This window comes from Ruegeria atlantica, assembly GCF_013032455.1.
Classification (GTDB): domain Bacteria; phylum Pseudomonadota; class Alphaproteobacteria; order Rhodobacterales; family Rhodobacteraceae; genus Ruegeria; species Ruegeria atlantica_B.
In genome coordinates, this window is sequence record NZ_WQCF01000001.1 from 217,255 (window position 1) to 229,915 (window position 12,661).

Below are 12,661 nucleotides of genomic sequence, written 5' to 3' on the forward strand. Positions count from 1 at the left end.
CGCGGTTCTTCTCCGACAGGCGCGGAGTGCCGCTGCCTGCCCATTTATTCCTTTCGCCCACTCTTGCGGGCTCAGGCGTTCAACTGCCCCAAACTGGGGCGCAATCGGTCTGCTTTGCCTCGTGGAGGTCATCACCATCTGCGGCAAAGCAGCGAAACTCAAGAATTCGGGGCTTAGGGGCGTGGAACCGCCCGGCCCGTCCTGACACCATAAAGGCAGTCCTGTGGAAAAGACAATGGGCAAACTGCAACGCGATGCCGTCAGGGGCTCGGGTATATCTTCATCTGGCTAAAAATATCCCGGGGGAGTGAATTGACCCAAAGGGTCAAGAGAGGGGGCTGGCCCCCTCGCCTGCGATTACAGGTAGTCCGAACGCTGCAGACTGTACTTCGCCATTTTTTCATTCAACGTGCGTCTCGGCAGGCACAGCTCTTCCATCACCGACGCAATCGAGCCCTTATGACGGCGCATCGTGTTGTCGATCAGCATCCGTTCAAAGGCTTCGACGTATTCTTTCAACGGCTTGCCCTCAGTCGTCATCACGGGCTGCATTTCCTCATGATCTGACATCAGCAAGGACGCAATCGTCCCTGATCCACGCCGCGATTGCAGCACAGCCCGTTCGGCAATGTTGATCAACTGGCGCACATTGCCTGGCCACGGTGCCTGTAATAGCTGCGCCGCCTCCTGTGCCGTGACTTGCGGGGCATCACAGCCATATTCCTCGGCAAACTGCTCGCTGAGTCGGGTGAACAGCGTCAGGATATCCTCTCCGCGCTGACGCAGAGGCGGCATTGTGATCCGCAAGGCGGCCAAACGATAAAACAGGTCCGGGCGCAGCACGTCCTCGCTGGTCTTACCCGCCTCTTGCAGGTTCGAAATCGCAACGATCCGTGTCTCAGCCGGCGTGCCCTGTTCATTCATGACACTCAGCAATCGAGCCTGCAGTGTATCACTCAGCGCTTCGACATCTTCCAGAACCAGAGTGCCCCCCCGGGCCTCTTCGATCGCCGGCAATTGTGAATCCTCTGGCATCATCGGTCCAAACAGACGCTTCGACAGCGCCTCTTCTTCCAATGCCGCACAGGATACCAGAACGAACTTTTTGCCCGCTCGACTGCCCACAGCGTGCAAGGCGTGCGCCACCAGCGTCTTTCCGGTTCCTGTCTCACCATCAATCAGTACGTGACCATCGGCCTGCCCAAGATCCAGAATATCCTCGCGCAGCCGCTCCATCACGGGGCTGGCGCCGATCAGCTTGTTCATGATCTGAGTACCACCGGAAAGCTCACGCCGCAGCGCCCGGTTGTCCAGTGTCAAACGGCGCGCGTTGCTGGCGCGTTTGGCCAATTCAGACATCCGATCCGGATTAAAAGGCTTTTCCAAGAAGTCGAACGCGCCAACACGCATGGCCTCAACCGCCATCGGAACATCCCCGTGACCGGTGATCATGATGACCGGCAAGGTACTATCGGCCCCCATCAATTTCTTTAGCAACTGAATGCCATCCATGCCCGGCATCTTGATGTCCGAGATCACAATACCCGGATATTCCGGACCAAGCACCTTAAGCGCATCCTCTGCGCTAGAGAAGGTTTCAGTGTCATATCCCGAAAGTGCCAGCCATTGACTGATCGACTGGCGCATGTCCTGTTCGTCATCCACAATGGCGATTTTCATGGCTTGTGCCATAGTCATTCCTCGTTATTCAGCGGCCTCAAGGCCGTCGCTTCCCAGTATCGGCAGTTGCATCTCGAACACCGCGCCGCCCTGTTGGCTGTTGCGTGCGGTCAGCCGTCCTCCATGGTCGTTCACGATACCGGATGAGATGGCAAGCCCCAAACCAACTCCATCTCCGGGCTGCTTGGTCGTGTAGAAGGGCTCGAACAGGCTCTCGATGTTTTCGATCCCGTGCCCATTGTCACGAACTGTCAGCACCGCCGTATCGCCCGCCGCCAGAATAATCTCCACATCCGGCTCTGATACAGATTTGGTGGCGTCCAGCGCATTTCGCAAGAGGTTCACCATAACCTGCTCGATCCGCATGCGATCCCCCGACACAATTACAGGTTCCTCAGGCAATATCTGAGTAATTTTAACATGTCGCTGACGCAGTTGTGGCTCCATCATCGACAAGCTCGAAGCCAACGCTTCCCCAAGGTTTACAGGAGAAAACGCATCCGCACCTTTACGTGCATAGGACTTGAGCTGCCGTGTGATGGCACCCATCCGTTCGATCAGTCCATCAATGCGGCCAAAGCTGGCCAGCGCCTCTTCGGGGCGGTTTCTCCGCAATAGCAAACGCGCGCCCGCAAGATAGGTCTTCATTGCAGCCAGCGGTTGATTTAACTCGTGACTGACAGCAGCCGACATCTCACCCAATGCGGCCAGTTTCGAGCTTTGCGCCAGCGTCTGCTCGGCAACTTCCAGTGTTTTTTCAACCCGTTCCCGCTCAGCGATTTCCCGCTGTAGCCGCATGTTCAATGCGCGAAGCTCTGCCGACTCACGCTGGAACAATGTCATTCGAAGCGTCGCACGACGACTGAGCGCATAGAAAGCCAGCGCCAACAGAATCGCAAAACCCATTATCTCAAGCGCGAGCACGCTGTTCACCTTCTCGCGGATCGAGGCGTAGGTCGTGAAAGATGCCATCTTCCACCCGCGGAAAAGAACACGCGTCTCCATCCGCATCACCGCCTCACCCTGCAAATAGGCATCCGGGGGCAATGCAGTCCAGTCAGTCGTTGCCCGGATCGCGCGTTGGATGGCCCCCTGAGGCGGCTGACGCAGCATCGCCTCGGTTTCCTCCAATCCCCGCCATTGCGGCTCGGTCGACAGGATAATGGTGCCGGTGCTGTCGGTCACCATAATTGCATCCGAAATCCCGGCCCAGGCCAGTTCGAATTTATGCAAGTCAACTTCAACCACAATCACGCCGAGTATATCGGCGTTGGCTTCCATACGTCGCGAATAAACAAAACTATAGCCGCCCGATTCCTTGGGGATCACCGTAAAAATAGTCGCGTTCGAGCGGATCGCATCTATGAAATATGGCGAACTTCTATGTGCTTGGCCCAGCCGGTTTCGATCGGTGGACGCAACCGTGCGTCCATCCCCGTCCAGCAACATCAAAGAGGCTGCTCCGATCTCTTCCACAAAGGAAATCAGACGCTGTGTTGATAATGTATAATCGCTGGATTGAAGTGCCGAGATAAGCGTGGGATCGCGCGAAAGAAGCTGCGGCACAATCGCGTTTCGCCGCAGCTCACTGAGCAAGTTGCCAGAATAGAGCGCCAGTCGCACCTCGGCCCGGTTACGTGTCGACTCGGTGAACCTGTCTGTCAGCAACCGGTTGGTGACCCAGACCGTGGCAACGGCCGCCACCAACAGGGCCATGACCGCAAGTCGCAAACGCCACCCCAAAGGAGCGCCGCGAAATGGTTTTGTCAGAATGGACCAGCCAGAGCGAATATTAGAACTCATCCCCGGAAATTACGCGGGGATTGGTTCAACCTCAAGTCACGCAGGTGCGAGAACACCGGACAATGCGCGGAACAATGCCGTCCCGTCTGTTCCGCCGTGCCCAACATCTGCTGCCCGCTCGGGGTGCGGCATCATTCCAAGAACTCTGCGGTTTTCTGACAGAATTCCGGCAATGTCACCGACCGACCCGTTGGGATTCTCGGAATAGGTAAAGGCGATCCTGTCTTGTTCACGCAGCGTGGACAATGTGCCCTCATCAGCGAAATAGTTTCCATCATGATGGGCAATCGGAATATCGATCACGTCGCCAGCGTTATAGCTTTGGGTAAAGGCGCTTTCGCTGGTTTCCACTTTGAGGCCAACGGTTTTGCAAATGTATTTCAAACCCGCGTTTCGCAAAAGCGCACCAGGCAGAATTCCGGTTTCGGTTAAGATTTGAAAACCGTTGCAAATCCCCACGGCATAGCCACCACGGTTTGTATGCTCGACCACGGCCTTGCAGATCGGCGACTGCGCAGCAATCGCGCCACAGCGCAGGTAGTCACCATACGAAAATCCGCCCGGCACACCCACGATGTCGATGCCCTCAGGCAGCGTGGCGTCCTTGTGCCAGACCATATCGACCTGAAATCCCGCCTGTTCAAACGCGACGGCTAAGTCCCGATCACAGTTGGAGCCTGGAAATACGATGACAGCTGCGCGCATGGCGGGCCCTCCGGAATTAGGTTCAGACCAGTTCGATTTCGTAGCGTTCGATGACCGTGTTCGCCAACAGCTTTTCGCACATCTTGGTGACGTCCGCCTCGGTCGCACCCTCGGCCAGCTCCAGATCAATCACCTTGCCCTGGCGCACGCCTTCGACCTGATCGAAGCCCATGGCACCCAATGCGTGCCGCACGGCCTCACCCTGCGGGTCAAGGACCCCATTCTTCAGCATCACATGCACCCGTGCTTTCATTCCTGCAACTCCAGCTGAGGGCCTCGGTTACCGGCCCGTTCCGTTGCGCGGGGGATAACGTGGATACGTGCATTGAACAACCCTGTTTGCGAAGAGTTTGTGGCAATTGCAGCACGCAATTGCCGTCGATCAGTTCAGTTACTCGGGCAGCAACCGCTCCAGACATGCCGAGCGACCTAATCTTACCGCCGAACCACAAAATTTATGAACACGATGCGGCTTACCTTTCCCCGCCCCAAAAAGAAAAAAGCGCTGTCTCAGAGGAACAGCGCTTTTGACTAATTTGATGGTGAGCGAAGCTGTTTAATTGATCAGCGTCGGCTTACTGACGTTGCTCTTGGGTAAGACACCCAAGCGCCGCGCGACCTCGGAATACGCGTCGGTCAGGCTACCCAAATCGCGACGGAACACGTCTTTGTCCAGTTTCTGCCCGGTTTCGATATCCCACAGGCGGCAGCTGTCCGGGCTGATTTCGTCAGCGATGATCAGACGCTGAAAGTCGCCTTCGTAAACACGACCAATCTCGATCTTGAAGTCGACCAGTCGGATACCAACGGCCAGCATCACACCGCTCATGAAATCATTCACCCGCAGCGCCAGGCTCAGGATATCGTCCATATCCTGCTGACTGGCCCAACCGAAGGCGGCGATGTGCTCCTCGGTGACCAGCGGATCACCCAACGCATCGTCCTTATAGCAATATTCGACAATCGGACGCGGCAACTGCGTGCCTTCAGCAATGCCAAGACGCTTTGACATAGAACCGGCGGCATAATTACGAACGATGACCTCCAAAGGCACAATCTCACAGCTACGCACAAGCTGTTCGCGCATGTTCAAGCGACGGATAAAGTGGGTCGGAACGCCGATTTGGGTCAAGCCGTTCATAAAGAACTCGCTCAGACGGTTGTTCAAAACGCCCTTACCGTCGATCACGTCCTTTTTTTCCGCGTTAAACGCAGTGGCGTCATCTTTGAAATACTGCACTATTGTGCCCGGCTCGGGGCCTTCATACAGAATTTTGGCCTTACCTTCGTAGATTTTCTTGCGACGCGCCATCGGGGCCCCTTCCAGTCTGCTGAGAGGGAAAGACTCCCTTCTCGTTGGCGTCCTCATAGTGCAAGCCCCCCTTTCCCGCAAGTTCACTGACCCGAGAGGCTTTGACGCAGCGCAAATACCTTGCGAACCGGCTGTCGTATAGTCATATCATCGGGAAAGAAGTTGTAATCCAAGGGGTCCCCAACCAATGACCACATTTGATGAGCGTGAAGCCGCGTTTGAAAACAAATTCGCGCATGACGAAAAGATGCAGTTCATCGCACGGATGCGCCGCAACCGGTTCATGGCCGTCTGGGCCTCGACGCTGAAAGGCGAAACCGTTGAAAAAGCCCGAGCTTACGGTCAGGAGCTTGTGCATACCGACCTTCAAAATGTCAGCGAAGATGACGTCGTCGAAGCTGTTAAGGGCTATTTGGGCGATCTGGCTGACGAAGCGAAAATTCGTGAAAAGATGGCCGAGCTTTTGGTTGAAGCCAAAGAACAGGTGATGGCTGAAGCCGAAATTTAAGGCATAAGCCGCATATCTCATGATCTTCATGAGAATTATGAGTTTGCTTTGACGCTCCGGTCGTGAGACACGGGGCGTCTCTGTTTTTATCGACCCCAAGGGTCAAATTTTGGAACACCCAATGACAAACGCGCTCAGCAACCTTCTGGAGGCCAAAGACGCCATTCTGGCTGATGGGGCTACGGGAACCAATCTGTTCAACATGGGCCTGCAATCGGGCGACGCGCCGGAACTTTGGAATGTAGACGCTCCTGACAAAATTCGGGCTCTGTATCAAGGCTCGGTGGATGCGGGCAGCGATCTGTTTCTGACCAACACCTTCGGAGGCACATCGGCACGGCTGAAACTGCATGACGCCCAGAACCGCGTGGCCGAGTTGAACCGTATCGGTGCTGAACTGGGTCGGGAAGTTGCAGACAAAGCCGGACGTACAGTTGTCGTGGCCGGGTCAGTCGGCCCGACAGGCGAGATCATGGAACCAGTCGGCGCGCTGTCACATGCTGCCGCGGTTGAAATGTTTCACGAACAGGCTGACGCGCTCAAAGCAGGTGGTGCCGACATTCTGTGGCTGGAAACCATCAGCGCCCCAGAAGAATTTCGCGCTGCGGCCGAAGCGTTTGCCCTGGCTGATATGCCCTGGTGTGGCACCATGAGCTTTGACACCGCCGGACGTACCATGATGGGCGTCACCTCGGCCGATCTGGCGCAACTGGTCGAAACCCTGCCCAACCCGCCGGTTGCCTTTGGGGCCAACTGCGGCACCGGCGCGTCCGACATTTTGCGCACCGTGCTTGGCTTTGCGGCGCAAGGGACAGAGCGCCCGGTGATTTCAAAAGGGAATGCCGGCATTCCGAAATACGTGGATGGTCACATTCACTATGACGGAACGCCAGAATTGATGGGCCAATACGCAACCATGGCTCGGGACGCGGGTGCCACCATCATCGGCGGTTGCTGTGGTACCATGCCGGCCCACCTTCGGGAAATGCGCAAAGCGCTGGACACTGCACCGCGCGGGTCACGCCCAACGTTGGATCAGATCACCGACGCATTGGGCCCGTTTTCGTCGACCTCGGATGGCACGGGCGACGATGCCGCGGCGCCTGAGCGGCGTACACGTCGCCGCCGCCGCGCATAAATCGTTCAGCGCCCCTCGAAATTCGGGGGGCGTTTTTGCATGAAGGCCACGACACCTTCGGCAAAATCTCGGCTACGCCCACACTCACCCTGCAAATGAGCCTCTAGCGCCAATTGCTGTGCCAGCGTCTTCTCATAGGTTCCACGTATCGCTTGTTTAATTGCTCCAAACCCGGCGGTTGGACCTTTGGCTAGATATGCCGCCCGCTCACGCCAGTGGCTGTCAAATTCGTCATCCGGTATGGCCTCCCAAATCAGGCCCCAATTATCAGCCTGTCGGGCAGTAATCTTGTCGGCAAATAAGGCCGCCCCCATTGCCTTGGCAAACCCCATCTGGCGCGGCATGAACCATGTGCCACCTGCATCTGGCAACAAGCCGATCCTGGCAAAAGCCTGTAGAAAGTAAGCGCTTTCAGTCGCGATGACCACATCTGCACATAACGCAAGGCTTGCACCCGCCCCGGCTGCGGCCCCGTTTACCGCTGCGATGGTAGGCACCGGACAGTCGTAGATCGTTTCGAGCATCGGTTCATACTCGTCACGCAGCGTGCGTTCCAGATCAACCTTGCCGGTGCTGGAAGCGTCACCCAGATCCTGACCTGAACAGAAGGCGGTGCCAGCCCCGGTCAAAACAATCGCCCGTGCATGACGTGCCGCGTGTTTCATAGCGTGGGTAACTTCGGCGCGCATCTGCACCGTCATCGCGTTCATCTTGTCGGGCCGGTTCAGGGTGACAACCGCCAAATCGTCCGTGATGTCCAACAGGATCGTTTTGTATTCCATGAACCCCTCCCCAAGTCGAAGATTTACGGAACCCTGACGGAAATGGAGAGGAAGGAAAAGCTGAACCCTGGGTCAGTCTTCGAGAATTTGACGCAGGCGTTCCTTTTCAGCCTCGCTGAGCGTATCTTTTTCGCCCTCGGCCTGTACCCGAGATCGCTTCCGCAAAAAGCTCCACCCCATGCCAGCGGCAATCAGCAGCATGATGGGGCCGGACAGCCACAGCATGAGGTTTGAGCCGGAGGTGGTTGGTTTCAACAGAACATATTCACCATAGCGGTCCACGATGAAGGCAATTGCCTCTTGGTCCGTGTCCCCCGCAACCAGACGCTCTCGCAAGAGCAGGCGCAGGTCGCGGGCCAGTTCCGCATTGCTTTCGTCGATGCTTTCATTGCGGCAGACAAGGCAGCGCAGACCAGTGCTGAGGTCACGGGCGCGCTGTTCCAGCACCGGATCATCCAGAACTTCGTCGGGCTGAACTGCAAACAAAGGCGAAGCGATAAGCGCAAAAATCAGAATTAGGCGTTTCATTCCGCAGGCACTCCTCCCGTCGGCGCCTTACGCGCTCCGGCCGCAACTCGGAACCGGCGGTCCGACAGGCTGAGCAAACCACCCAAAGACATCAGAATACACCCTGCCCAGATCCAGTTGGCAAACGGTTTGATATAGGTACGCATGACCCAACCACCATCTGCCTGCTGATCGCCGATCACGACGTAAAGGTCGCGCAGGAAACGATAATCGATCGCCGCCTCAGTCGTTGGCATACGTGCCACCGGATAGTTGCGTTTTTCGGGGTGCAGAGTCCCAACCAGCCGTCCATCCTGCTCGACCAGCACATCCGCTGTCGTCGAGAAATAGTTCGGCCCGTCCACGTCCCGAACGTCTTTTAACGTGAGGGTAAATTGCCCTACGTCAAACGGCTGACCGGGCTGTGCGACGCGAATATCTTCCACTTCCCATGCTGTCAGACCGGCGATGGCGAACATGGTCACACCCAGACCTGTGTGTGCAATAGCCTTACCCCAATCGGCACCCGGCAGGCGGAATAGGCGTTTGAAATTGCCCTTGCGACCAGTACGGCTCCACAAGTCAATGGCGGCACCGAAGGCGATCCATGCGCCAAGAAACAGGCCAACCGGCCCAAGCGCACTGCGGCCTGTTTGCATTACCCAAACCAAGAGCGCCAGAGCGACGGCCAGAACAAAGGCGTAGCGCAGTTTATAAGCTGTTTTGCCAAGCTTCCCGCGCTTCCATGGCAACATTGCGCCCACAGGCAAAGCAATACCCAAGGCAACCATGAAAGGCGTAAACGCGGCGTTAAAGAACGGCGCTCCGACCGAGAGTTTGCGATCAAACGCCATCTCGGCCACCATTGGCCACATTGTACCAACAAAGACGACGAAACAGCTGACGGCCAAAAGTATATTGTTCAGCACCAAACCACTTTCGCGGCTGACCATTCCGAATACACCCTTTGCTTCCATCGCCTGAGCGCGAGCCGCAAACAGCGTTAGCGCGCCGCCCATAAAGAAGATCAAGATGATAAGGATGAAGACGCCACGCTCTGGGTCATTGGCAAAGGCGTGCACCGAAGTCAGCAACCCCGAGCGCACGATAAACGTACCAATAAGCGAGAACCCGAACGCAATGATCGCCAGCAGAATAGTCCAGCTTTTCAGCGACTCACGCTTTTCGACCACGATGGCCGAGTGCAGCAACGCAGCAGCCAGAAGCCAGGGCATGAACGAGGCATTTTCGACCGGATCCCAGAACCAGAAACCGCCCCAGCCAAGTTCGTAATACGCCCACCACGACCCCAACGCGATGCCGATGGTCAGGAAGATCCAGGCCGCCAATGTCCACGGGCGCACCCAGCGCCCCCAAGCCGCGTCGACGCGTCCTTCGATCAGGGCGGCCACGGCAAAACTGAACGCCATACTCAGACCAACATAACCCAGGTAAAGAAACGGCGGATGGAAGGCCAAGCCGGGGTCTTGCAACAGCGGATTCAGGTCTCGTCCATCGAACGGCGCTACGATCAGCCGCTCAAACGGGTTGGATGTGAACAGGATGAATGCATAGAACGCCACGGCTATCGATGCCTGAACGGCCAATACCCGTGCTTTCAGCGTCGGCGGAAGGCCACCGCCAAAGAATGCGGCCATCGCGCCAAACACAGCTACGATCAGCACCCACAGCAACATGGATCCTTCATGGTTTCCCCAAGTGCCGCTGATCTTGTAGAGCATCGGCTTAGCGGAATGGCTGTTTTCAACAACCACCCGCAATGAGAAATCCGACGTCACAAACGCCCAGACAAGCGCGCCGAATGAAAAGGCCACCAGCGAAAATTGGATAATCGCGGCGGGTTCGGCAAAGCTCATCCAACCGGGCCATCGTTTGGCGGCACCTATCAGCGGCACCACCGACTGTACGATAGCGACCAGGAAAGCGAGGATCAGGGCAAAATGGCCAAGTTCTGTAATCATGGCCCCGGGTATAATCCTGTTCCGAGGGCAGCGCTAATCACTTTCGCCCCTTTGGGGCGAGCATAGTGTCGCGCCTCGAAACCAAGCCTCAGCCAAATGATGGACATCACATTTTGCGAGGCTTTCGCTCGCACCCGAGCCAATCACCCAGCTTAAGGGGAAAATTTACAGCGCGCGGTTAGTCACTTAGTGAAAACACGCCTGTTTCAGGTTGAAAACACAGATTGGTCTGCCGGGCCAGTTTTTGGCAGGAATGAACCAGTTTGCTTCGGTTATACGACTTTGAAACCCTCCGGAACGAGACCATACGATGATCACCAAACCCATCGACCAGAAACAGCTGAGTCCGATCAAGTTCCGTTCCGAAAACAACGTTCCGATATTGCAGGTCTGTCGCCACAATGTGCTGGGTCATACACAATCTGACAAATTGGTTTAATGCATCCAACATGCCGGTGACATCGTTATTGTCGACAAAGTCCTTTAGCTGAGGTGCCAGATTTCCCTGATGGTCGCAGACTGCGTTCCACAAAGCCCCAATACCTTCTGACGTTTCGACGAAGCCTACAAATCGCGGAAATGGAAACGGTCCCCATTCCCTGTTCCACCTGCAGCTGACCGCTTTCCAGTATTCAGCTTCTTTGCGAATGACGCGCAAGGAACTTGCCGGATAAATTTTCCTGAGCAAGCGCTTCGCTGACGAAAGCCGCTGCAGACGTTCCTGCCGCCGGGGGACTTTCAAGACAAATCGCTGATTTCCGTCGCGCAAACCGACGTCTTTGCCCCGAACCAGATATATGTTGCGCTGCTTGCCATTTGCGATTTTCTCAAATGAACTCAGGTCTATGAAATCGGTAAGTGTCGCCAGCTTTTCCATGCTGGGTTACTTGTGTTTTCAATATATTGAAGTGTACCAGGTCACACAGTGACGTGTTAAAATGTGAGGGGTTATAGACCTTTAAAGGAACCGTTTTGGCAAAGGGCCCAATGCCTGTATCGACATATGTTTCAGACACTATTGTTCTTAAGCAAGTCCGCTTATTGACCCCGCCGCAAGCGACGCCAATCCTCCAGAGCAGGGTTTTCTTCCGTAACTGAAAGGTGATGAAGCAAATTCGGGTCCGGTCCCGGGTCGGCAGCCCCGACGACCTTGCTTCGCAGGTCTTTCAAAGCCTGCAAGTTTTCAAGAACCTTTGGCGTGCGTTGCATCGTGGCGGTGATCTCCCGCTGCAACTCCTGCACCTTGGCTTGATGCCGCGCCCCAAAATAAAACGACACGATCACCCCCAGAAGCCACCACAGCGGCTCGGGCACAAGCGCGATTCCCTGCATACGCGCAGCGAACCAAATCGGATCAATCATAGCCGCTACAAACAGGCCAAGTGTACCAATCGCCATTGCTGGACGGGGCAGACGGTTTAAACCATCCATAAAACGATCAAACGCACCCTTTTGCGGAGCTTTGAATTCCTCGCCGAACTGGAGCATCGCCTGCTGTTGTAAAACTAGAGAGCGCTCCGCCCCGTTTTCCGAATTTTCCCGAAATATTTCTACGGTTTCCCGCACGGAGTTTCGCCCGCCGCCAAACAGAAACGCAAATACGCTTGAGATTAATCCCATCCAGCAACCCTCCGTTTAAATTCCGCGTCATTCAGGTGATATCCTGGGGAAACAAATTCTTCGGCACGAAGTATCCAGCCTCCCTTTTTCCCCGCCCGCGTACGCGCGTATTTTCGTGACGCGGGCCTATGATCGGCCAACCGGAAATAATAGTTCCGCCGCGCGACACCGTATGCATCGCGCAAGGCAATTGGTTCAGGATCGGCTGCGCCCTGACAGGCAAGTGCTGTCTTGGGGCCGACAATCCCATCAACGACGACACCAAACCCCATCTCACCCAGCAAACGTTGCAGGATTTTCACTGCCTGGTTGCCAGCATTCACATGCATGTCAAAGACCGACGCTTGCAGTTCAACCGGCAAAAGGTCCAACCGAGGCCACTCAAAATAATGCCGTACGAACAATTCGACGGCCTGAGATTTACTCAACATTCGAACATCAGAACTGTCGATCGCGCCATCACCCGTAAGGTCCAGCCCCAGTTTTCGCATGGTGTGAATGGTTACGCCGTACTTTGTTGCGCCGCCGGGATCGTCTGGGTCATCTACAAACCCACCCTCACGCGCAACAATGTCAGTTGCAATCTGTCGTACCGTCTGCATTGCACCCCCGCTTGTCTTTGGA

Annotated in this window: 13 protein-coding genes; 2 read left to right on the forward strand and 11 right to left on the reverse strand. The window is 55.9% G+C overall.

What is annotated here, in order from left to right:
• Positions 1–357: 357 nt before the first annotated feature.
• The 5 genes from GOW93_RS01100 to purC form a co-directional block, all read right to left on the reverse strand.
• Complete coding sequence (locus GOW93_RS01100; RefSeq protein WP_170381223.1) at positions 358–1,692, reverse strand: sigma-54-dependent transcriptional regulator; 1,335 nt, start codon at positions 1,690–1,692, stop codon at positions 358–360.
• A 12-nt stretch (positions 1,693–1,704) separates the two neighbouring features.
• Entirely contained in the window at positions 1,705–3,396 is a 1,692-nt protein-coding gene (locus tag GOW93_RS01105; protein ID WP_438826182.1) for a sensor histidine kinase, read from the reverse strand.
• A gap of 123 nt (positions 3,397–3,519) precedes the next feature.
• On the reverse strand, positions 3,520–4,188 hold the full coding sequence (purQ, locus tag GOW93_RS01110; protein WP_170381225.1) for a phosphoribosylformylglycinamidine synthase subunit PurQ: 669 nt from the start codon (positions 4,186–4,188) through the stop codon (positions 3,520–3,522).
• A gap of 22 nt (positions 4,189–4,210) precedes the next feature.
• Entirely contained in the window at positions 4,211–4,441 is a 231-nt protein-coding gene (gene purS / locus GOW93_RS01115; RefSeq protein ID WP_170381226.1) for a phosphoribosylformylglycinamidine synthase subunit PurS, read from the reverse strand.
• 303 nt (positions 4,442–4,744) lie between these two features.
• Positions 4,745–5,500: a phosphoribosylaminoimidazolesuccinocarboxamide synthase gene (purC, locus tag GOW93_RS01120; protein WP_170381227.1), complete on the reverse strand. Its 756-nt coding sequence runs from the start codon at positions 5,498–5,500 to the stop codon at positions 4,745–4,747.
• A 187-nt stretch (positions 5,501–5,687) separates the two neighbouring features.
• On the opposite strand from purC, the gene GOW93_RS01125 reads away from it, so the two are divergent.
• Positions 5,688–6,008: a DUF1476 domain-containing protein gene (locus GOW93_RS01125; RefSeq protein ID WP_170381228.1), complete on the forward strand. Its 321-nt coding sequence runs from the start codon at positions 5,688–5,690 to the stop codon at positions 6,006–6,008.
• A gap of 121 nt (positions 6,009–6,129) precedes the next feature.
• Positions 6,130–7,146: a betaine--homocysteine S-methyltransferase gene (gene bmt, locus GOW93_RS01130; RefSeq protein ID WP_170381229.1), complete on the forward strand. Its 1,017-nt coding sequence runs from the start codon at positions 6,130–6,132 to the stop codon at positions 7,144–7,146.
• Positions 7,147–7,151: 5 nt separating this feature from the next.
• Here bmt and GOW93_RS01135 read toward each other — a convergent pair whose 3' ends face one another.
• The 6 genes from GOW93_RS01135 to GOW93_RS01160 all read right to left on the reverse strand — a co-directional run bounded on the left by GOW93_RS01135 (position 7,152) and on the right by GOW93_RS01160 (position 12,639).
• Positions 7,152–7,928: an enoyl-CoA hydratase-related protein gene (locus GOW93_RS01135; RefSeq protein WP_170381230.1), complete on the reverse strand. Its 777-nt coding sequence runs from the start codon at positions 7,926–7,928 to the stop codon at positions 7,152–7,154.
• A gap of 72 nt (positions 7,929–8,000) precedes the next feature.
• Positions 8,001–8,456 carry a cytochrome c-type biogenesis protein gene (locus GOW93_RS01140; protein WP_170381231.1) on the reverse strand — a complete coding sequence of 152 codons (456 nt, stop codon included), beginning with the start codon at positions 8,454–8,456 and terminating at the stop codon, positions 8,001–8,003.
• Positions 8,453–10,417 carry a heme lyase CcmF/NrfE family subunit gene (locus GOW93_RS01145; protein WP_170381232.1) on the reverse strand — a complete coding sequence of 655 codons (1,965 nt, stop codon included), beginning with the start codon at positions 10,415–10,417 and terminating at the stop codon, positions 8,453–8,455. Before GOW93_RS01145 ends, GOW93_RS01140 begins: the two co-directional genes overlap by 4 nt.
• A 178-nt stretch (positions 10,418–10,595) precedes the next feature.
• Complete coding sequence (locus GOW93_RS01150; RefSeq protein ID WP_170381233.1) at positions 10,596–11,294, reverse strand: YrbL family protein; 699 nt, start codon at positions 11,292–11,294, stop codon at positions 10,596–10,598.
• Between the two features lie 161 nt (positions 11,295–11,455).
• Entirely contained in the window at positions 11,456–12,037 is a 582-nt protein-coding gene (locus tag GOW93_RS01155) for a holin family protein (protein WP_170381234.1), read from the reverse strand.
• The gene (locus GOW93_RS01160; protein WP_170381235.1) at positions 12,028–12,639 is read right to left on the reverse strand and encodes a holin-associated N-acetylmuramidase; all 612 of its coding nucleotides are present in this window, start codon (positions 12,637–12,639) and stop codon (positions 12,028–12,030) included. The genes GOW93_RS01155 and GOW93_RS01160 overlap by 10 nt, the downstream gene beginning before the upstream one ends.
• Between the last annotated feature and the right edge of the window lie 22 nt (positions 12,640–12,661).

Coding starts and splice junctions, on each gene's coding strand:
- purC (WP_170381227.1), bottom strand. CDS start 5,500: ATGGCGCGTCGCAAGAAAATCTACGAAGGTAAGGCCAAAATTCTGTAT.
- GOW93_RS01105 (WP_438826182.1), bottom strand. CDS start 3,396: ATGGCCCTGTTGGTGGCGGCCGTTGCCACGGTCTGGGTCACCAACCGG.
- GOW93_RS01150 (WP_170381233.1), bottom strand. CDS start 11,294: ATGGAAAAGCTGGCGACACTTACCGATTTCATAGACCTGAGTTCATTT.
- GOW93_RS01125 (WP_170381228.1), top strand. CDS start 5,688: ATGACCACATTTGATGAGCGTGAAGCCGCGTTTGAAAACAAATTCGCG.
- purQ (WP_170381225.1), bottom strand. CDS start 4,188: ATGCGCGCAGCTGTCATCGTATTTCCAGGCTCCAACTGTGATCGGGAC.
- GOW93_RS01100 (WP_170381223.1), bottom strand. CDS start 1,692: ATGGCACAAGCCATGAAAATCGCCATTGTGGATGACGAACAGGACATG.
- GOW93_RS01145 (WP_170381232.1), bottom strand. CDS start 10,417: ATGATTACAGAACTTGGCCATTTTGCCCTGATCCTCGCTTTCCTGGTC.
- GOW93_RS01160 (WP_170381235.1), bottom strand. CDS start 12,639: ATGCAGACGGTACGACAGATTGCAACTGACATTGTTGCGCGTGAGGGT.
- GOW93_RS01140 (WP_170381231.1), bottom strand. CDS start 8,456: ATGAAACGCCTAATTCTGATTTTTGCGCTTATCGCTTCGCCTTTGTTT.
- GOW93_RS01135 (WP_170381230.1), bottom strand. CDS start 7,928: ATGGAATACAAAACGATCCTGTTGGACATCACGGACGATTTGGCGGTT.
- GOW93_RS01155 (WP_170381234.1), bottom strand. CDS start 12,037: ATGGGATTAATCTCAAGCGTATTTGCGTTTCTGTTTGGCGGCGGGCGA.
- purS (WP_170381226.1), bottom strand. CDS start 4,441: ATGAAAGCACGGGTGCATGTGATGCTGAAGAATGGGGTCCTTGACCCG.
- bmt (WP_170381229.1), top strand. CDS start 6,130: ATGACAAACGCGCTCAGCAACCTTCTGGAGGCCAAAGACGCCATTCTG.